Below are 18,941 nucleotides of genomic sequence, written 5' to 3'. Positions count from 1 at the left end.
TGCGATAGCGGTCTGTCAGATACAGATATAGTGCTGACCCACCGCTATCGCAGGCAAGCCAGCTCCCACATCGAATCTCCATTGTTTGTGAGATACCAGCAACTCATGAATTCTAAGCGGAGCAGTTATGGTTGATCGGCACGACTACGTGGCCCTCGAATGGGTCAAGGGCGATATTGCCGAAACCCTGAAACAGGCCCGGTCGGCGCTGGACGCGTACGTTGAAACCCTTGACGACGACGCCCTCAACCAATGCCTGGCCGGTATCCACCAGGTGCATGGCGCGCTGCAAATGGTCGAGTTCTACGGCGCGGCGCTGCTGGCCGAAGAGATCGAAGAACTGGCCCTTGCGCTCCAGGCCGGGCACGTCGGCCAGCGCGATGAAAGTATCCGCCTGCTGCAACAAGCCCTCGGCCAATTGCCGCTGTACCTCGACCGCGTGCACAGTGCCCGCCGCGACCTGCCACTGGTGGTGCTGCCGCTGCTCAACGACCTGCGCAGCGCCCGTGGTGAAAGCCTGCTATCGGAAACCAGCCTGTTCAGCCCGCAACTGCTGTCGATCGAGCCGTTGCCTGAGCAAGCCCTGGCCCAACGGGCCACGCCGGATCTGCATGAGCAGTTGCGCCAATGGCGCCACCTGCTGCAACAAGCCCTCGCCGGGTTGCTGCGTGAAGACCACGGCCCCAGCAACCTGGAAGACATGGCGCGGGTGTTCGCACGCCTTGAAGCGCTGTGCCAGGGTGCGCCGCTGCTGCCGTTGTGGCAGGTCACCTCGGCGCTGGTCGAAGGCATGCTCACCGGCGTGGTCGCCAACAGCCCGGCGCTGCGCAGCCTGCTCAAGGCCAGCGACAAGCAACTCAAGCGCTTGCTGGTTCAAGGCATCAATGGTATCAACCAGCCGGCGCCGGACGAGTTGCTCAAGAGCCTGTTGTTCTACGTCGCCAAAGTCACCCGGCCGACGCCGCGCATGCAAAGCCTGAAGGAACGCTACGGCTTGGACGAAGCCTTGCCCGACAGCGCCGTGGTCGACGCTGAACGTGCACGGCTGGCCGGGCCGGATCGCAATGCCATGGGCTCGGTGCTCGGCGCGTTGTGTGAGGAGCTGGTGCGGGTCAAGGAGCGCCTGGATCTGTTCGTGCGCAGTGATCGCCAGCACACCCAGGACCTCGACCCCTTGCTGGCGCCGCTGCGGCAGATCGCCGATACCCTTGCGGTACTGGGTTTCGGCCAGCCGCGCAAAGTGATCATCGACCAACTCGCTGTGGTGTTGAGCCTGGTCCAGGGGCAGCGCGAACCCAATGACGCGGTGTTGATGGATGTGGCCGGCGCGTTGTTGTATGTCGAAGCGACGTTGGCCGGGATGATCGGCACCGTCGAACCGCAAAGCCGTGAAGACAGCCGCTTGCCCACCACCGACCTGACTCAGATCCATCAGTTGGTGATTCGTGAGTCGTGCCAGTGCCTGCGCCAAGCCAAGGAGCTGGTGATCGACTGCATTGAGGCTGATTGGGATCGTCAGCGCCTGGAGTCCTTGCCCGAGCTGCTGAGCCAGGTACGTGGTGCCCTGGCGATGATTCCCTTGCCGCGTGCGGCGAGCCTGATGCGCGGTTGCACCGACTACGTCGATGAGCAGTTGATGGTCAATGAAGCCGCCCCTTCGGCGACACAACTGGCGCATTTTGCCGAGGTGGTCAGTAGCCTGGAGTACTACCTCGAACGCATGCTTCAAGACCCTGACGCGGCAGGGGAAAAAGTGCTGGAGTTGGCCACCCAGGGCTTGAATGCATTGGGCTACCTGCCGGTGGAAAAACCCTGGCGTCAGGCCCTGGTCGCGCCCGAGGGGGCACTGTCCTCCGAGGCCGTATCAAACCAATCCCAATTCGATGCCTTGGCCAGCCCTGCATCACGTCTCAACCCTCCGGCCTTGCAGCGTCCAGGCAGCCTGTTGCCGCCGCCGGCCGGCGAGGAACCGATTGACGATGAATTGCGCGAAGTCTTCCTTGAAGAAACCGATGAAGTCCTCGACGTGTTGCATCGCTACCTGCCCGACAGCGCGGACAAAGCCGCCCAGGGCGAAATGCGCCGCGCCTTCCATACCCTCAAGGGTAGCGGCCGCATGGTGCGCGCCCTGGTGCTGGCCGAGCTGGCCTGGGCCGTGGAGAACCTGCTCAATCGCGTGCTGGAACGCAGCTTAGTCCTTGGCCCTGAGGTGCAGCAGGTGTTGGATGAGACCGTGGCCCTGCTGCCGGAGCTGATCGCCGATTTTGCCAGCGACGATCAACGCCAGCGCGATGAAGCCGACGCCTTGGCCGCCCGTGCCCATGCCCTGGCCAGTGGCGCTGCAACGTCGACCACCGAGCCCCATGACCCAATGCTGCTGGAGATCTTCCGCAACGAAGCCCAGGGCCATCTGGACAGCCTCGGCCACTTCCTGCAACAGGCCGCCGAGCAGGTGCCGCTGCAGGTCAGCGATGAACTGCAACGCGCCTTGCACACCCTCAAGGGCAGCGCCTACATGGCTGGCGTGTTGCCCATCGCCGAACTGGCGCGCCCGCTGGATCACCTCACCCGTGAGTACAAGGCCCACCGCCTGCCGCTGGACAAGGACGAAGTGGCGTTGTTGCTTGAGGCACAGGGGCTGTTCCAGCGCGGGGTGCGTGACCTGGACAACAATCCCCTGGCACCGATCCACGGTGCGGCCAGCGTGATCAGCCGCACCCAACACCTGCTGGAGCATCAACTTGCCGCCTTGCTCGACGCGCCCACGACCGGCCTGCGCGTCAAGCGTGACCCGCACTTGATCACCAACTTCCTGGCCCAGGGCATGGACATCCTGCTCGACGCCGAAAGCCTGCTGCGCCGCTGGCAGCAGCACCCCGGCGACCGTCAGGAGCTCACGGCATTGCTGGACGAGCTGACTACGTTGGGCGAGGGCGCTCACCTTGCCGACCTGCACCCTATCGACGCGTTGTGCGAGGCCTTGCTCGACCTGTATGGCGCGGTAGAAGAAAGCAGCCTGGCGGTCAGCGCCCGGTTCTTCCACGAGGCCGAACAGGCCCACGACGCGCTGATCAACATGCTCGACCAGTTGGCCGCCGGCCAGGAAGTCAGCCCCGCGCCCGCACGGCTGCAGGCGTTGCGCGAGTTGCTGGACGAAGCCTTGGACCCGTCCGCCACGGGCCTGATCAAAAGCGACGGCAGCCGCGCCCTGAGTATCTCCGAGTTGGGCGCGGCTACTGCGCAGTTGGATCACGCCACCGCGATGGACGACGAGATTGTCGAGATCTTTCTTGAAGAGGCCGTAGACATCCTCGACAGCGCCGGGCAGTCGCTCAAGCGCTGGTTGCTGGAACCCGAAAACGCCGCGCCCTTGTCCTCGTTGCAGCGGGACCTGCACACCCTCAAGGGCGGCGCACGCATGGCCGAAATCGACCCGGTGGGCGACTTGGCCCATGAGCTCGAATGCGTTTATGAGGGGCTGGTGGATCGCCGCTACAGTTATTGCGTGGAGCTGTCCCAGGCACTGATGGCCAGCCACGAACGCTTGGCCCAACAGTTGGACGAACTGCAACAGCAGCAACCCTTGAGTGACGGCGTCGAGCTGGTCGAAAGGTTGCGGGAGTTGCGCCAGGCCAGCAGCCCGGCAGCGCCGGCTGCGGTGGCAGCCGCCTCGGGTGCCGACCCGGAATTGCTGGATATCTTCCTCGAAGAAGCCACCGATATCCTCGACAGCTCAGGCAGCGCGTTAGTGCGCTGGCAGGGCGAGCCGGGCAATCGCCAAGAAGTGGAAACCCTGCTGCGGGACCTGCACACCCTCAAGGGCGGTGCGCGTATGGTCGAGATCGGGCCAATCGGCGATCTGGCCCATGAGCTGGAATTTCTTTACGAAGGGCTGTCCGCCGGTTTGCTCGCGCCGACCCCTGAGTTGTTCGCACTGCTGCAAGGCTGCCATGACCGCCTGGCGCAGATGATCGACGCCGTGGCCGAGGGTCTGCCGGTGGGTTCGGTGGATAAACTCATCGAGCGCATCAAGAGCCTGGTGCACCCCAGTGATGAGCCGGTCACACCGGTGGCGCTGCCGGCTGGCAAGGCCGAAGCGGTCGCCGATCCGGCTGCCGACATGGTGAAAATCTCTGCCGACTTGCTCGATGACCTGGTCAACCTCGCCGGCGAAACCTCGATCTTCCGTGGGCGGATCGAGCAGCAAGTCAAGGATGCGCGCATTGCCTTGAGTGAGATGGAAACCACCATCGAGCGCATGCGCGACCAGCTGCGCCGGCTCGACAGCGAAACCCAGGGCCGCCTCCTGAGCCGCCAGCAAGCCGAGGCCGAACGCCTGGGCTACGAAGAATTCGATCCGCTGGAAATGGACCGCCATTCGCAGCTGCAACAGCTGGCCCGTGCGCTGTCCGAATCTGCCTCCGACCTGCTCGACCTCAAGGACACCCTTGAGCGCCGCAACCAGGATGCCCACAACCTGCTGCAGCAACAGGCGCGTATCAACACCGAGTTGCAGGAAGGCCTGATGCGCACGCGCATGGTGCCTTTCGAGCGCATGTTGCCACGCCTCAAGCGCATCGTGCGGCAAGTGGCGGGCGAGTTGGGCAAGGACGTGGAGTTTATCGTCGGCAATGCCGAAGGCGAGATGGACCGCAATGTGCTGGAGCGCATGGCGGCACCCTTGGAGCATATGCTGCGCAACGCCGTCGACCACGGCCTGGAGTCGCGCGAAGTGCGGCTGGCGGCGGGCAAACGGGAGAAGGGCCGCATCACCCTGGATCTGACCCACGAAGGCGGCGACATCGTCTTCGACATGCGCGACGACGGCGCCGGCGTGCCCCTTGAAGCGGTGCGACGCAAGGCGATCAAGCGCGGCCTGCTCGCGCCCCATCAAGAGATCAGCGACCGTGACGTGTTGCAGTTCATCCTGCAGCCGGGCTTTTCCACCGCCGAAAAAATCACCCAGATTTCCGGGCGCGGCGTGGGCATGGACGTGGTGCATGAAGAAGTGCGCCAGCTCGGCGGCTCCATGGTGATCGACTCGACGCCGGGCATGGGCGTGCATTTTCGCATTCGCCTGCCGTTTACCGTGTCGGTCAATCGTGCGCTGATGGTGCACTGCGCGGACGACCAATACGCGATTCCCCTCAACACCATCGAAGGCCTGGTGCGCGTGCTGCCCCACGAGTTGGCGGGGCACTACCAGCAAGACCCGGCGCACTATGAATATGGCGGCCAGCGCTACGAGTTGTTCTACCTCGGCGACCTGCTGCACACCGCCAGCCGCCCGAAACTGCTGGGCCAGTACCAGCCTGTGCCGGTGCTGCTGGTGCATTGCAATGAACGCCGCGTGGCGGTGCACGTGGATGCCATGGCCGGTACCCGCGAGATCGTGGTCAAGGGCTTGGGGCCGCAATTCTCCGGGGTGCAGGGCGTGACCGGCGCGACCATCCTGGGCGACGGCCATGTGGTGCTGATCATCGACCTGCTGGCGCACATCCGCGCTCGGCAACCTGCCTTGCCGGCCCAGGCAGTGGATGCGCCGCTGGTCCTCAACGACCCACTGAAAAAACGCCCGCTGCTGGTGCTGGTGGTGGACGACTCGGTCACCGTGCGCAAAGTCACCAGCCGCCTGCTGGAGCGCAACGGCATGAACGTGCTCACCGCCAAGGACGGTATCGACGCCCTCGCCATCCTGGAAGAACACACCCCGGACCTGATGCTGCTCGACATCGAAATGCCGCGCATGGACGGCTTCGAAGTGGCCATTCAAATACGCAACGACCCACGCCTGATGCGCTTGCCGATCATCATGATCACCTCACGCACCGGCCAGAAACACCGCGACCGCGCCATGGCCATTGGCGTCAACGACTACCTCGGCAAGCCGTACCAAGAGTCGGTGCTGCTGGAGAGCATCGCCTACTGGAGCAAGTCCCATGCTTGAGCACCGCACCAGCCAACTCACCGGCCTGCTGCTGCCCCTGGCCGACCGCCACCTGGTGCTGCCCAACGTCGCCGTCGCCGAGCTGATCGACTTCCAGCGCGGCGAACCGGCCAGCGATGCGCCGCCGTGGTATCTGCGGCAGGTCACGTGGCGCGATCGACAGATTCCGCTGATCAGCTTTGAAGCGGCCTGCGGCGAAGCCAGCATGACGGGCGAACGCTCGCGCATCGTGGTGTTGAATGCACTGGGCGGGCGGCCGACCTTGAAGTTCATTGCTCTGGTGATCCAGGGCATTCCCCGCTCGTACAAGCTCGATAGCGAATTGAGCTACGTGGACGTGCCCCTGTGCCCGCTGGAACTGGCGGCGGTGCAAGTGGGCGAGCAGGTGGCGAAGGTGCCGGACTTGATGGGGCTTGAAGCGCTGCTGGTAGAGTCCGGCCTGGCCTGATCCTGAGCCCTATGAAGATCTACTGTGGGAGCTGGCTTGCCTGCGATAGCGGTGTTTCTGTCACTGCATCAAGCACTGACCCACCGCCATCGCAGGCAAGCCAGCTCCCACACTGAGCTGCGCTCATCTCCAGGTCTCAATCAATCCGCGCAAACCGTTCAATCACTGGCTGCTCCCGGTGCTCGGCCTGCCATAAGTCGTAGGCACTTTGCATCGACAACCATAACTGGGCTTTACTCACGCCAGCCCGTTCCAACCGAACGGCAAGGTCCGGGCTGACCGGGGCGTGGCCATGCAGGATCCTTGAAAAAGTCTGACGGGCGAAACCAAGGCGTCGCGCCATCTCGGTAATGGTGATACCCAAGGCTGGGATAACGTCCTCAAGTAAAATTTCACCTGGGTGAGGTGGGTTGTGCATCGGCATGTTGGTGCGTCCTTCGACTATGGGCATTCAACCGCGAAGGCTAGAAGGACCAGTTCCAAGCAACAACCCCAAAACGCTGTATGAAACTTCCTGCATGCCCTTCGACATAAAAGGCTTCGGATTTTTCCTGCAAGATTTTGGGCCGTGCATGAACTAGTGGTGAGAGGTCCGCACGCCTAGTCTTCGTCCCGTCATCGCAAAAAACGCTGACACGGACGTGCAGGTCCGGTTACATGTCGGCGCACCAACGCCCATAGCCATTCAACGGGCGTTTTTTATGCCTGCTGTACTCGTTATGGCGGCTGTGCGTGGGAGATTCTTCGGAGTCTGCCGGGGTCCGATATGCCCGGTCTTGCACACCTGCGTACAGCTGCCACCTTGAGTCGCGTGCAAGCGGAAGAGGGTAGCTCCATCACATATCGGAGCTGTAAGTCATGGTCAAACCTACGCCCAATCCACCCCTTTTCACCGTAAACCCCCACCAAGACAACGAAACCCTGCTGGTCAATGCCAGCGAAACCCTGTCCTCGCTCAATGCGCTCACCTGCAACCTGGCCTTCGACCTGGACACTTCCCAGCGCGCCATCATGCTGGGGATCCAGCAAATGGCCGAGTTGGGGCAGTTGCTGATCGAGAGCGCATTGGAGCAAGTCAGCCCGTCCCCAGCTTCTTGAAACGGCCCCAATCAGGGACCGCTATCTAACCAACACCACCGACCCATGTGGGAGCTGGCTTGCCTGCGATAGCGGCCTGTCAGTCAACATCTCAGTAGCTGACCTACAGCTATCGCAGGCAAGCCAGCTCCCACAGTTTGATCTTCGTTACTCCAGGCGTAACGGTTCGTCCTCCAGCTTGATTGATGCCTTTGCGCTTCACTCCTAAGGTTAGCCCCACGACAGCAACCCCCCGTGGAGCGACCATGACAACAACCATCACCCCCGACTCGCGCTGGACGCGGCGGCGCGACGAGAAGCAGCGGCGGCTCGGGCTGGTCAAACAGTATGCAGACGGGGCGGTGTTGCCCAGTGACAAGATCGTCGAGGCCCTTGAAGCCTTGATCCTTCCCGGCGACCGCGTGGTGCTGGAGGGCAACAACCAGAAGCAGGCCGACTTCCTTTCGCGCTCCCTGGCCAAGGCCGACCCGGCCAAGCTCCACGATTTGCACATGATCATGCCCAGCGTCGGGCGTTCCGAGCACTTGGACCTGTTTGAAAAGGGCATCGCTCGCAAGCTCGATTTCTCCTTCGCCGGCACCCAATCCCTGCGCATCAGCCAGTTGCTGGAAGACGGCCTGCTGGAAATCGGCGCGATCCACACCTACATCGAACTTTACGCCCGGCTGGTGGTGGACCTGATCCCCAACGTGGTGCTTTCTGCCGGCTTCATGGCTGACCGCGCCGGCAATATCTACACCGGCGCCAGCACCGAAGACACCCCGGCGCTGATCGAACCCGCTGCCTTCAGCGATGGCATCGTCATCGTGCAGGTCAACCAGTTGGTGGACGACGTTACCGACTTGCCTCGCGTCGACATTCCCGCCAGTTGGGTGGATTTCGTGGTGGTGGCCGACAAGCCGTTCTACATCGAGCCGCTGTTCACCCGCGACCCGCGCCATATCAAGCCGGTGCATGTGTTGATGGCGATGATGGCGATCCGTGGCATCTACGAAAAACACAATGTGCAGTCGCTCAACCATGGCATCGGCTTCAACACTGCTGCCATCGAATTGATCCTGCCCACCTACGGCGAATCCCTGGGTCTGAAAGGCAAGATCTGCCGCAACTGGACCCTCAACCCGCACCCCACATTGATCCCGGCGATTGAAAGCGGTTGGGTGGAGAGTGTGCATTGCTTCGGCACCGAACTGGGCATGGAAAACTACATTGCCGCACGCCCGGATGTGTTCTTCACCGGCCGCGATGGCTCCATGCGCTCCAACCGCATGTTCTGCCAACTCGCCGGCCAATACGCCGTGGACCTGTTTATCGGCGCCACCCTGCAAGTGGATGGCGACGGGCATTCCAGCACCGTGACCCGTGGCCGCCTCGCCGGTTTCGGTGGCGCGCCGAACATGGGCCACGACCCACGCGGCCGCCGTCATGGCACACCGGCCTGGCTGGATATGCGCCACGACGATGCCCCCGAAGCCTTGCTTGAACGCGGCAAAAAACTCGTGGTGCAAATGGTCGAGACCTTCCAGGAAGGCGGCAAACCGACCTTTGTCGACACCTTGGACGCAGTGGAAGTGGCCCGCAAAAGCGGCATGCCCCTGGCGCCCATCATGATCTACGGCGACGACGTCACCCACTTGCTCACCGAAGAAGGCATCGCCTACCTGTACAAGGCGCGCTCCCTGGAAGAACGCCAGGCAATGATCGCCGCCGTCGCCGGGGTGACCGCCATCGGTATGCGCCACAACCCCAAGGACACTGCGCGTATGCGCCGCGAAGGCTTGATTGCCTTGCCCGAAGACTTGGGTATTCGCCGCACCGACGCCACCCGCGAGTTGTTGGCCGCCAAGAGCGTGGCCGACCTGGTGGACTGGTCTGGTGGCCTCTACAACCCGCCCGCCAAATTCAGGAGCTGGTAAATGCGCGCGCTCAAACAGCATGAACTGAGCCTGACCGATCGCCTGGCGGATATGGCCGTGGATGCGCTGATCGACGAAGCGGATTTGTCGCCCAAACCCGCTCTGGTAGACCGGCGCGGCAACGGCGCCCACAGCGATTTGCACCTGGGGCTGATGCACGCCTCGGCGCTGTCGCTGTGGCCGATGTTCAAGGAAATGGCCGAGGCCGCGCTCGACATCGGCGAAGTCGGCCTGCCCCTGCGCGAGGCGCTCGGGCGTATTGGCCGGGAAGGCGAGCAGGCCATGCTCGCCACTACCCAGGGCGTGAACACCCATCGCGGTGCGATCTGGGCGCTGGGGTTGCTCGCCGCTGCGGCGGCCTTGGAGCCCCGTGCCATAACCCTGACCGCCGCCAAGCTGGCCCTGCTCAACGACCGCTTCGCCCCGCAGCCCATGAGCCATGGGGCCCAGGTTGCGCAGCGCTACGGCGCACGCGGTGCCCGTGAAGAAGCCCAGCTCGGCTTCCCTTCGGTGATTCAACGCGGCCTGCCGCAACTGCACAAGAGCCGCCGCGAAAACGCCGGTGAGCAGAACGCCCGCCTGGATGCTTTGCTGGCGATCATGACGGACCTGGCAGACACCTGCGTGCTCTACCGCGCCGGTACCGAAGGCCTGGCCACCATGCAACAGGGCGCCCAGGCCGTGCTCGACGCCGGTGGCAGCGCAACCCTGGCCGGACGCCGCCAACTGCATGAGCTGGACCTGCAACTGCTGGCCTTGAATGCCTCCCCCGGTGGCGCCGCCGACCTGTTGGCCGCCTGCCTGTTTATCGACCGCCTCGACGGAGCGTTGTGATGGAAACCTTGTCCTTTGAATTCCCCGCCGGGCAGCCCCCCAAAGGCCGTGCGCTGGTGGGTTGCGTCGGCTCGGGCGACCTGGAAGTGCTGCTGGAGCCGGGCACGCCCGGCACCTTGACCATCCAGGTGCAAACCTCGGTCAATGGCGCGCAGCAACGCTGGCAGCACCTGTTCGAACGCATCTTCCAGGAGCAGACGCCACCGGCCCTGAACATTGATATCCACGACTTCGGTGCCACACCCGGTGTGGTGCGCTTGCGCCTGGAGCAAGGTTTCGAGGAGATCGGCCATGACTGACCTACTCGCTAAACACAGCTTTGTGGAACTCGGTGCCCGCCAGCGCGCCAAGGCGCTGTTGGATGCAGGCACCTTCCGCGAGTTGATCGACCCGTTCCAGCGGGTCATGTCGCCGTGGCTCAGCCGCCAAGGCGTGGTGTCCCAGGCCGATGACGGTGTGGTGATCGCCAAGGGCAGCATCGGCGCCAAGCCTGTGGTGATTGCCGCGATCGAAGGTAATTTCCAGGGCGGCAGCCTGGGTGAAGTTGGCGGTGCGAAAATCGCGGGCGCCTTGGAGCTGGCCGCCGAAGACAACCGCAACGGCATCCCCACCTGCGCCGTGTTGCTGTTGGAAACCGGTGGGGTGCGCTTGCAGGAAGCCAACCTGGGCCTGGCCGCCATTGCCGACATTCACGCGGCGATTGTCGACCTGCGCCAGTATCAGCCAGTGATCGGCGTGGTGGCCGGCAGTGTCGGTTGCTTTGGGGGCATGTCCATTGCGGCTGGCTTGTGCAGCTACCTGGTGGTCACTCGCGAAGCACGCCTGGGCTTGAATGGCCCGCAGGTGATTGAGCAGGAGGCTGGCCTGGAGGAATACGACTCCCGTGACCGCCCCTTTATCTGGAGCCTTACCGGTGGCGAGCAACGCTTCAACAGCGGCTTGGCCGACCGTTATGTGGCGGACGATGTGGCGCAGATCCAGCAGACCGTCAGCACACTGTTGCAGCAAGGTGTACCCGCACAACCGCGTAGCCGGCGCGCTGATTTTTACCTGGCACGCCTGGCCGAACTGGACGCGAGCGCGCAAATCGAGCCGGCCACTGTTCGCGCGCTGTATGAGGGAGAACGCTCATGAGAGGCTTGCAGTGGTTCAACGCGTTGAGCGCCAACGCAACGCCGGTGGAAGGTTTGCCGGGCTCATTGAAAGTGGCGGATGGAGTATTGGGTGAACAGGCGGTGCGCTATATCGCCGTGGTTCCCGACCCGCACAACCGCTTCCCCCGCGCCCGCAATGGCGAAGTCGGCCTGCTGGAAGGCTGGGGCTTGGCCAAGGTGGTGGACGAAGCCATCGCCCGGGGTGACAAGCGTCCTATCATCGCTATCGTCGACGTACCCAGCCAAGCCTATGGCCGCCGCGAAGAAGCCCTGGGCATTCATCAGGCCCTGGCCGCCGCGGCTGACAGCTACGCACGCGCTCGGCTTGCCGGCCACCCGGTGATCGCCCTGCTGGTGGGCAAGGCCATGTCGGGGGCGTTCCTCGCCCACGGCTACCAGGCCAATCGCCTGATTGCCCTGCGCGACCCCGGCGTGATGGTGCATGCCATGGGCAAAGCCTCGGCCGCCCGGGTGACCTTGCGCAGCGTCGAAGAATTGGAAACCCTGGCCGCCAGCGTGCCGCCGATGGCCTATGACATCGACAGCTATGCCAGCCTGGGATTGCTGTGGGAGACGTTGTCAGTCACCCGGATTGAACAACCCACGGCGGATGACGTGGCGCGGGTCAGCGATTGCCTGGTGCAGGCGGTCAAGGATATCGGCAGTACCGACTTGAGTTCACGCCTCGGCGCCACCAACCGAGCCGCCTCCAGCCATGTGCGCCAGCTGTTGCGGGAGCAATGGTGAACGCCCACGACTTGCTCTGGGGCATGACCCTGGCGCATCTGCCTGCCGATGCCCCGGTCTGGGTGCGGGAGGCGATCCGTGCCGGGCATCCGGTGGTGGTGCGGCGTGCCATCGCCGAGCCGGACCATGTGGCGGTCGGTGTGCGTGGGCGTTTGCGTGAGCAGCGTTTTGCCGCCCGGATGCCCGTGGCGGCGGTGCATCGGCGGGTGGTACCGCAAGCCTTGCGCGAGGTGCTCTCACCACGGGATTTACCGGCGCTGCGGGCCCTCGATCAACTGCGGCCGGTGCTGGCGCAGCAAGACTGGGGCGTCAGCGGCAGTGCCGGGTTTGAATTGGCCAGTGGCATTGAAGCGCTGCATGCCAACAGTGACCTGGATTTGATTCTGTGCACGCCCAATCCTTTAGGTCGTAGCGAGGCGCAAGCGTTGTTGGCGATCCTGGACACCGCGCCCTGCGCCGTCGACCTGCAACTGCAAACCCCGTTCGGCGCCGTCGCCTTGCGCGAATGGGCCGGGCCCTCACGCCGTGTACTGCTCAAGACCGTCAGCGGTGCGCACCTTGTGCTCGACCCTTGGCAGACCGTGGCATGAGCAGCCTTCTGGTGTTTCCGGGGCAGGGCGCCCAACGCAGCGGCATGCTCCAGGGGCTGCCGGCCGACATTCTGCAAGAGGCCAGTGATGCCCTGGGTGAAGACGTTCGTCTGCTCGACTCGGCGCAGGCGCTGGAATCGACGCGGGCTGTGCAACTGTGCCTGTTGATCGCCGGCGTGGCCCATGCCCGGCAATTGGCGTGCACGCCGGATTACGTGGCGGGCCTGTCCATCGGCGCCTACCCGGCTGCGGTGATCGCCGGCTCCCTGGGTTTTGCTGATGCGATAAAACTGGTCAGCCTGCGTGGCGAGTTGATGCAGCAGGCTTATCCACAGGGCTATGGCATGACGGCGCTGATCGGCCCTGATCTCTCCAGTGTCGAAGCGCTGCTGGCGGATATCCACAACGCGCAAACGCCGGTGTACCTGGCCAATATCAATGCCGATAACCAGACCGTCATCGCCGGCAGCAACGAGGGGATGAAGCGGGTTGCCGAGCGCATCAAAGGCAACGGCATCGCCAAGCGCCTGGCGGTCAGCGTGCCGTCTCACTGCCCGTTGCTGGAGCAACCCGCCCAGGCACTGTTCCAAGCCTTCGTCCCACTCAAGGCGCCGCGCATCACTTACCTGAGCAGCACCCGCGCGCGACCTATCCACAACCCCGAACAACTGCGTGACGACCTGGCCTTCAATATGTGCCGCGTTGTCGATTGGCGCGGCACGGTGCAGAGCGCCTACGAGCGCGGTGTGCGACTGCAAATCGAACTGCCTCCGGGCGCGGTGCTCACCGGTCTGTCACGCCGTGTTTTTGAACAAGGCACGGTGATCGCCTGCGAAGGCGCCCGCCTGGACACCTTGCAGGCCCTGCTGCAAGAGGAGGAGCGCCGCCACCGATAACGCAGTACCCGAGGCTTTCGAAGCACAAAAACAACAATTTCGAACGAGCACTTTGAGGACAACAACCATGATTATCTACGGTGTGGCTTTTTTGGCGTTCTGCACGTTGGCAGGGCTGTTGGTGGGTGAACTGCTGGGCAAGCTGTTGGGTATCCCGGCCAACGTCGGCGGGGTGGGTATTGCCATGCTGCTGTTGATCGGCCTGGGCAGCTACCTGAGCAAACGCGGCCTGTTTACCGGCAAGTCAGAGCAAGGCGTGAGTTTCTGGGCGGCGGTGTATATCCCGATTGTGGTGGCGATGGCTGCCCAGCAAAACGTGTATGGCGCCATCAGCGGTGGGCCTATGGCGATTCTGGCCGGGACCCTCGCCGTGGTGCTCGGCTTTGCCCTGGTGCCCGTGCTGGTGCGTATCGGTAACCGCGAGCCGGTTGCTCCTGTTCCCACCAAAGAAGCCGGGTGATCGCCATGTACGAATCGATGATGAAAGTGATCACCGGCTACGGCTTGATCAGTGGTTTTGCCGTGATCGGCCTGACCATGTGGGTGTCTTATTGGATCTCCGATACCTTCACCAAGGGCCGCCTGCATGGTTCGGCTATTGCCATTCTGCTGGGGTTGGCGCTGTCGTATGTGGGCGGTGCGTTTACCGGTGGTTCCAAGGGCGTGGTGGATATTCCATTGTTGTCAGGCATCGGCCTGCTCGGTGGTGCGATGTTGCGGGACTTTGCCATTGTCGCCACGGCGTTTGGTGTGAGTGTCGATGAGCTCAAACGCGCCGGCTACGTGGGTGTACTGGCGCTGTTTGTCGGCGTGGGCTCGTCGTTCGTTGCAGGGGTCGGGGTGGCGATGGCGTTCGGGTACACCGATGCGGTGAGCCTCACCACCATCGGTGCCGGGGCCGTGACCTATATCGTCGGCCCGGTGACCGGTGCGGCGATTGGGGCCAGCTCCGAGGTGATGGCGCTGTCCATTGCCGCGGGGTTGATCAAGGCCATTCTGGTGATGGTGATGACGCCGTTCGTAGCGCCGCTGATCGGGCTGAACAACCCACGCAGTGCGGTGATCTTCGGTGGCTTGATGGGCACCTCCAGCGGTGTGGCGGGCGGCCTGGCGGCGACTGATCCGAAGCTGGTGCCTTATGGGTGTTTGACGGCGGCGTTCTATACGGCGCTGGGGTGTTTGTTGGGGCCGTCGTTGTTGTTTTTGCTGATGCGTGGGTTGGTGGGCTGACGGGGGATGATTGTTCCCACGCTCCGCGTGGGAACGCCTCTTGTGACGCTCTGCGTCACGGTCAAAAAGCGGACGCGGAGCGTCCTAAGCTGCGCTCCCACGCAGAGCGTGGGAGCAATCGTCCTCAGCTTTGGCGATTGGCATACATCCGACACTCTGCCAACAACGCCAGCAGGTTCGGGTCGCGCTCCTTGGCTTTCAAAAACACCACACCGATCTGCTGCTGCAACCGATACCTGGGTTGCAGCGGTATCAGCTTCACGCGGTTCTCATACACCGCTGCGATACGTCCTGGCAGCAGCGCATAACCCACCCCTGAACTGACCATGCTCAGCAAGGTAAAGATGTCGTTTACCTGCATCGCCACCTTCGGTTCGAACCCTGCCTGTTTAAACACCCGGTTGCCGTCCTGATGGGTGGCGAAGCCCTGGGTGAGGGTGATGAAGGTGGCATCCCGTACATCGGCCAGGTCGATTTCCTGATTGCGGTCCAAGGGGGAGTCGGCCGGCGTGGCAAGGAAGATGTCATCGCTGAACAGCGCGATCTGCGCACAATCCGAATCGGTGGCGTGATCGTCCAGGGAGATGAGGATCGCATCGACCTCCATGTTCTTGAGCTTGTAGAGCAGGTCGAAGTTGGAGCCCAGGATCAGGTCGATATTGAGTTCGCTGCGCCTGATTTTCAGACCCATGATCAACTGCGGCACGGTCTTGACCGTCAGCGAATACAGCGAGCCGAGCTTGAAGCGTTCGGCCGAGAACCCGGCGGCTTCGCGGGTCAGGCGCACGCTGTCGACCACATCAGCCACCAGTTTCTGCGCACGCTCTTCGAGCACGTAGGCGCTTTCCAGCGGGGTGAGGTTGCGCCCCTCGTGTTTGAACAGCGGGCAGCGCAGGGCACTTTCCAGGGAGTGAATGGCGCGGTGCACGCTGACATTGCTGGTTTGCAACTCGGCGGCCGCGCGGGCCAGGTTGCCGGTGCGCATGAACGCCAGGAAGATCTCCAGCTTCTTGAGGGTGAATTCTTCGTCGATCAGCATGGCCTTGGGCTCTTGTTCGATTGCGCTCGATTGTGCCTGCAAACGCGGCCCTCGTCGCTGGAACGTCACACGCCGCTTGCACTCTGATACGCAAGGCTGGAGGCTTGCCGACAGTCGTCAACGGTGAGGGGAGGTCAACGATAGATGTATCACGGGGAACGGTTCAACGCCTGGAGCCATTTGCTCGGTGCAGTCGCGGCGTGTATTGGCGCCGTATGGATGTTGGTAGTGGCAAGCCTGGACGGCAGTCCCTGGAAAATCGTCAGCGTGGCGATTTATGGCTTTACCCTGATGGTGCTGTACAGCGCGTCGACGGTGTACCACAGCGTGCGGGGGCGGCGAAAAGAGATCATGCAGAAGGTCGATCACTTCTCGATCTACCTGTTGATCGCCGGCAGCTACACACCGTTCTGCCTGGTAAGCCTGCGCGGGCCGTGGGGCTGGACGCTGTTCGGGATCGTGTGGGGGCTGGCGGTGATTGGCATCCTGCAAGAGATCAAGCCGCGCTCGGAGGCGCGGATTCTGTCCATCGTGATCTACGCGGTAATGGGCTGGATCGTGCTGGTGGCGGTCAAGCCGCTGATCGCGGCGCTGGGCACGGCAGGGTTTATCTGGTTGGCCGCGGGTGGGGTGTTGTACACCGTGGGCATCATCTTTTTTGCCTTGGAAGATCGCCTGCGTCATTCCCATGGCATCTGGCATTTGTTTGTGATTGGCGGCAGCCTCCTGCATTTTGTGGCGATCATGCATTACGTGCTGTGAATGCTGGTGGCTGCTCTTTAAAGGCGCTCGAGCAACTCACGGGCACGATTGCCGAAAATCTGCAGCAGCTTGGCCAGCATATGCGGCGGTGGCTCATCGCCGCGGGTCAGGGCGTAGAGGGTGATCGGCAGGGGGGGCGTGAGGGTGCGGATACAGGTGGTTGCCGTCGATGCGCCGAGGGCGGTAAAGGGGTCGATCACCGTCAAGCCGGCGCCGGACTCTACCATCGCCCGGGCCAGGGAATAGGTTTGCACCGAGATGGTCACCCGTGGCGGTGGATCAACGTTCTCCAGGTAGCTGTCCAGCTTGGTCGCCAGCGGATCGGCACTGGAGAGCCCGATCAATGGCGCGCCCGCCAGTTCGCTCAGCGGCAATGGCCGGTTGATTTCAGCCGCCGACCAATAGCCCTTGGACGCCAATGCAACCAGCACGCCATTGGACAGCACCTGTGTGGTCAACCCCGGATGGCCGGAAAAATTGAGGGTCAGCGCCAGGTCGATTTCGCGCATTAACAGCTTCTGGACCAGCTCACGGCTATGGTCGCTGGACAGCTCGCAAGCCATGTCGGGGTATTCGCGCTTCCATTCCAGAATCGCTGGAGGCAGCAGCGACAAGGCCAGCGCGGGTATCGCACCAATGCGTACGCTTTGCCCTGGGGCGCGGCGCAGGCTCTTGGCCAGGCGCCGTACACCTTGCAAGCTCTCGGTGACTTTCTCGACTTCGCGTTCCAGCGCCAGGGCTTCCGGCGTGGGTTGCAATTTGCCGCGTACACGCAGAAACAGCGCAAAGCCCAGCTGCAGTTCGGCGTGCTGCAACACTTTGGTCACCGCCGGTTGCGAGACGTGCAGCAACTGCGCGGCGGCACTGATCGAGCCAGTCTGGCGAATGGCCTGGAAGATTTCGATATGACGCAAGCGCATGGCAGGTCCATAACCTTTGTTTATAGGTGACCCATCTTTATTCATTGTCGGTGGCCTGTCACCTGCGCCTACGCTTGGCCTTCAGTTAATCAACGGTCGGGGGCTGGGATGGCGAGGCAGGTTTGCATCATCGGTGGTGGGGTCATCGGCCTGGCCAGTGCTTACGCACTGGTGCGGGCAGGCCACGAGGTCACGGTGATAGACGCCCGTGACACCCTGGGGAGCGAAACCAGTTTCGCCAACGGTGGGCAGCTGTCCTATCGCTATGTTGCACCGCTGGCCGACGCGGGCGTGCCGCTGCAGGCGATGGGGTGGCTGTTGCGTGGGGACTCTCCGCTCAAGCTGCGCCCTCAACTCGACCCCCGGCAATGGCGCTGGATGGCTGCATTCGTCGGCGCATGCCGGGGCTCGGTGAACAAGCGCAACGCTGCCCACTTGCTGCGGCTGGCGAGCCTGAGCCAAGGCACCTTGCAGCAATGGCGTGTCGACGATCGGCTGGACGGCTTCGACTGGCGGTGCAACGGCAAGCTGGTGACCTTCCGTAATGCCGGGACCTTTGAGCGTGCGCGCGCCAACGTCACAGACATCCTGCAGCAGCAGGTACTGTCGATGGCCGACTGCCAGCGCCTGGAACCTTCCTTGGCGGCGCGGGATTTTGTCGGAGGCATCTATACGCCCAGTGAAGAAGTTGCGGACTGTCATGCCTTTTGCCAACGCCTGGCCGCCAGGTTGGAAGCGTCCGGGCGTTGCACATTTTTGCTGGGGCGCAAGGTTACCGGGGTTCGTCACGCCGACGGTGCGGTGCAGGCCATCGAGTTGGGCCATGAAGTGATGCCGGTCGATCAACTGGTATTGGCTGCCGGGCATCGCAGTGCCGAGCTGGCATTGCCGCGCTTGTCGCTGGCGCTGTATCCGCTCAAGGGCTACAGCCTGAGCGTGCCGATCGGCGAGCAGCACAAAGCACCGAACGTAAGCATCACCGACTACGACCGCAAGATCGTCTATGCACGCATAGGTGAGCAACTGCGGATCGCGGCCATGGTGGATATTGTCGGCTTTGATGCGCGTCTTGAGCCCAAGCGCCTGGCGTTGATAAAGCGTCAGGCGCTGGAAACGTTTCCTTTGGCCGGTGACTACGCCCAGGCGGTCGAATGGGCCGGTATGCGCCCGGCAACACCGACGGGCGTGCCATTGATCGGCGCCAGCGCCTACCGCAATCTGTGGCTGAACCTGGGGCATGGCGCACTGGGCTTCACCCTGGCCTGCGGCAGCGGCCAACTGCTGGCCGAGCTAATCGACCAGCGCCCCCCTTCCATTGATATGCAGGGCCTGACGCCCCGCGCCGCTTGAGGATGCAGCC

17 protein-coding genes are annotated in these 18,941 nt (G+C 63.1%); 14 read left to right on the top strand and 3 right to left on the bottom strand.

Annotation, left to right across the window (positions count from 1 at the left end):
• The first annotated feature begins 127 nt into the window (after nucleotides 1-127).
• Nucleotides 128-5,947, top strand: coding sequence for an Hpt domain-containing protein (locus tag JMV15_RS05590; RefSeq protein ID WP_201491312.1), 5,820 nt, complete (start codon nucleotides 128-130; stop codon nucleotides 5,945-5,947).
• On the top strand, nucleotides 5,940-6,395 hold the full coding sequence (locus JMV15_RS05585; protein ID WP_003195048.1) for a chemotaxis protein CheW: 456 nt from the start codon (nucleotides 5,940-5,942) through the stop codon (nucleotides 6,393-6,395). Before JMV15_RS05590 ends, JMV15_RS05585 begins: the two co-directional genes overlap by 8 nt.
• Nucleotides 6,396-6,531: 136 nt before the next feature.
• Here JMV15_RS05585 and JMV15_RS05580 read toward each other — a convergent pair whose 3' ends face one another.
• Nucleotides 6,532-6,819 carry a HigA family addiction module antitoxin gene (locus tag JMV15_RS05580; RefSeq protein ID WP_014720316.1) on the bottom strand — a complete coding sequence of 96 codons (288 nt, stop codon included), beginning with the start codon at nucleotides 6,817-6,819 and terminating at the stop codon, nucleotides 6,532-6,534.
• Nucleotides 6,820-7,253: 434 nt separating this feature from the next.
• On the opposite strand from JMV15_RS05580, the gene JMV15_RS05575 reads away from it, so the two are divergent.
• From JMV15_RS05575 to madM, 10 genes are all read left to right on the top strand, one after another.
• A complete protein-coding gene (locus JMV15_RS05575) occupies nucleotides 7,254-7,493 on the top strand; it encodes a DUF6124 family protein (protein WP_014720315.1) in 240 nt (79 codons plus the stop codon).
• Nucleotides 7,494-7,738: 245 nt separating this feature from the next.
• Nucleotides 7,739-9,409, top strand: coding sequence for a malonate decarboxylase subunit alpha (mdcA, locus tag JMV15_RS05570; protein ID WP_019817746.1), 1,671 nt, complete (start codon nucleotides 7,739-7,741; stop codon nucleotides 9,407-9,409).
• Nucleotides 9,410-10,243 (top strand): triphosphoribosyl-dephospho-CoA synthase, encoded by an 834-nt coding sequence (locus JMV15_RS05565; RefSeq protein ID WP_014720313.1) that lies wholly within the window; start codon nucleotides 9,410-9,412, stop codon nucleotides 10,241-10,243.
• Nucleotides 10,243-10,542, top strand: coding sequence for a malonate decarboxylase subunit delta (locus JMV15_RS05560; RefSeq protein ID WP_014720312.1), 300 nt, complete (start codon nucleotides 10,243-10,245; stop codon nucleotides 10,540-10,542). Before JMV15_RS05565 ends, JMV15_RS05560 begins: the two co-directional genes overlap by 1 nt.
• A complete protein-coding gene (locus JMV15_RS05555) occupies nucleotides 10,535-11,377 on the top strand; it encodes a biotin-independent malonate decarboxylase subunit beta (protein WP_014720311.1) in 843 nt (280 codons plus the stop codon). Before JMV15_RS05560 ends, JMV15_RS05555 begins: the two co-directional genes overlap by 8 nt.
• The gene (mdcE, locus tag JMV15_RS05550) at nucleotides 11,374-12,144 is read left to right on the top strand and encodes a biotin-independent malonate decarboxylase subunit gamma (protein ID WP_038451835.1); all 771 of its coding nucleotides are present in this window, start codon (nucleotides 11,374-11,376) and stop codon (nucleotides 12,142-12,144) included. Before JMV15_RS05555 ends, mdcE begins: the two co-directional genes overlap by 4 nt.
• Nucleotides 12,138-12,734, top strand: a complete 597-nt coding sequence (locus JMV15_RS05545) for a malonate decarboxylase holo-ACP synthase (RefSeq protein ID WP_019817743.1) — start codon at nucleotides 12,138-12,140, stop codon at nucleotides 12,732-12,734. The genes mdcE and JMV15_RS05545 overlap by 7 nt, the downstream gene beginning before the upstream one ends.
• Nucleotides 12,731-13,630 (top strand): malonate decarboxylase subunit epsilon, encoded by a 900-nt coding sequence (gene mdcH / locus JMV15_RS05540; protein WP_038451832.1) that lies wholly within the window; start codon nucleotides 12,731-12,733, stop codon nucleotides 13,628-13,630. The genes JMV15_RS05545 and mdcH overlap by 4 nt, the downstream gene beginning before the upstream one ends.
• Nucleotides 13,631-13,697: 67 nt before the next feature.
• Complete coding sequence (gene madL / locus JMV15_RS05535; protein ID WP_019817741.1) at nucleotides 13,698-14,090, top strand: malonate transporter subunit MadL; 393 nt, start codon at nucleotides 13,698-13,700, stop codon at nucleotides 14,088-14,090.
• A 5-nt stretch (nucleotides 14,091-14,095) separates the two neighbouring features.
• Complete coding sequence (gene madM / locus JMV15_RS05530; protein WP_003195023.1) at nucleotides 14,096-14,860, top strand: malonate transporter subunit MadM; 765 nt, start codon at nucleotides 14,096-14,098, stop codon at nucleotides 14,858-14,860.
• 124 nt (nucleotides 14,861-14,984) lie between these two features.
• Here the strand turns inward: madM and JMV15_RS05525 are convergent, their stop codons facing one another.
• Complete coding sequence (locus JMV15_RS05525) at nucleotides 14,985-15,899, bottom strand: LysR family transcriptional regulator (RefSeq protein WP_038451829.1); 915 nt, start codon at nucleotides 15,897-15,899, stop codon at nucleotides 14,985-14,987.
• Nucleotides 15,900-16,043: 144 nt separating this feature from the next.
• On the opposite strand from JMV15_RS05525, the gene trhA reads away from it, so the two are divergent.
• Nucleotides 16,044-16,661 (top strand): PAQR family membrane homeostasis protein TrhA, encoded by a 618-nt coding sequence (trhA, locus tag JMV15_RS05520; RefSeq protein ID WP_020301905.1) that lies wholly within the window; start codon nucleotides 16,044-16,046, stop codon nucleotides 16,659-16,661.
• Between the two features lie 17 nt (nucleotides 16,662-16,678).
• Here trhA and JMV15_RS05515 read toward each other — a convergent pair whose 3' ends face one another.
• Nucleotides 16,679-17,581, bottom strand: a complete 903-nt coding sequence (locus JMV15_RS05515; RefSeq protein ID WP_038451826.1) for a LysR family transcriptional regulator — start codon at nucleotides 17,579-17,581, stop codon at nucleotides 16,679-16,681.
• A 108-nt stretch (nucleotides 17,582-17,689) separates the two neighbouring features.
• Here JMV15_RS05515 and JMV15_RS05510 point away from each other — a divergent pair, with 108 nt between their 5' ends.
• Nucleotides 17,690-18,931 (top strand): D-amino acid dehydrogenase, encoded by a 1,242-nt coding sequence (locus JMV15_RS05510; protein WP_038451823.1) that lies wholly within the window; start codon nucleotides 17,690-17,692, stop codon nucleotides 18,929-18,931.
• Nucleotides 18,932-18,941: the final 10 nt, after the last annotated feature.

Origin of the sequence: Pseudomonas paracarnis (assembly GCF_904063055.1) — a bacterium.
Taxonomy (GTDB): domain Bacteria; phylum Pseudomonadota; class Gammaproteobacteria; order Pseudomonadales; family Pseudomonadaceae; genus Aquipseudomonas; species Aquipseudomonas paracarnis.
This window is presented reverse-complemented; position numbering and strand designations above follow the sequence as displayed.

Coding starts and splice junctions, on each gene's coding strand:
- JMV15_RS05545 (WP_019817743.1), top strand. CDS start 12,138: ATGGTGAACGCCCACGACTTGCTCTGGGGCATGACCCTGGCGCATCTG.
- mdcE (WP_038451835.1), top strand. CDS start 11,374: ATGAGAGGCTTGCAGTGGTTCAACGCGTTGAGCGCCAACGCAACGCCG.
- JMV15_RS05525 (WP_038451829.1), bottom strand. CDS start 15,899: ATGCTGATCGACGAAGAATTCACCCTCAAGAAGCTGGAGATCTTCCTG.
- JMV15_RS05590 (WP_201491312.1), top strand. CDS start 128: ATGGTTGATCGGCACGACTACGTGGCCCTCGAATGGGTCAAGGGCGAT.
- JMV15_RS05565 (WP_014720313.1), top strand. CDS start 9,410: ATGCGCGCGCTCAAACAGCATGAACTGAGCCTGACCGATCGCCTGGCG.
- JMV15_RS05555 (WP_014720311.1), top strand. CDS start 10,535: ATGACTGACCTACTCGCTAAACACAGCTTTGTGGAACTCGGTGCCCGC.
- JMV15_RS05580 (WP_014720316.1), bottom strand. CDS start 6,819: ATGCCGATGCACAACCCACCTCACCCAGGTGAAATTTTACTTGAGGAC.
- JMV15_RS05510 (WP_038451823.1), top strand. CDS start 17,690: ATGGCGAGGCAGGTTTGCATCATCGGTGGTGGGGTCATCGGCCTGGCC.
- madM (WP_003195023.1), top strand. CDS start 14,096: ATGTACGAATCGATGATGAAAGTGATCACCGGCTACGGCTTGATCAGT.
- mdcH (WP_038451832.1), top strand. CDS start 12,731: ATGAGCAGCCTTCTGGTGTTTCCGGGGCAGGGCGCCCAACGCAGCGGC.
- trhA (WP_020301905.1), top strand. CDS start 16,044: ATGTATCACGGGGAACGGTTCAACGCCTGGAGCCATTTGCTCGGTGCA.
- mdcA (WP_019817746.1), top strand. CDS start 7,739: ATGACAACAACCATCACCCCCGACTCGCGCTGGACGCGGCGGCGCGAC.
- JMV15_RS05575 (WP_014720315.1), top strand. CDS start 7,254: ATGGTCAAACCTACGCCCAATCCACCCCTTTTCACCGTAAACCCCCAC.
- JMV15_RS05585 (WP_003195048.1), top strand. CDS start 5,940: ATGCTTGAGCACCGCACCAGCCAACTCACCGGCCTGCTGCTGCCCCTG.
- JMV15_RS05560 (WP_014720312.1), top strand. CDS start 10,243: ATGGAAACCTTGTCCTTTGAATTCCCCGCCGGGCAGCCCCCCAAAGGC.
- madL (WP_019817741.1), top strand. CDS start 13,698: ATGATTATCTACGGTGTGGCTTTTTTGGCGTTCTGCACGTTGGCAGGG.
- JMV15_RS05515 (WP_038451826.1), bottom strand. CDS start 17,581: ATGCGCTTGCGTCATATCGAAATCTTCCAGGCCATTCGCCAGACTGGC.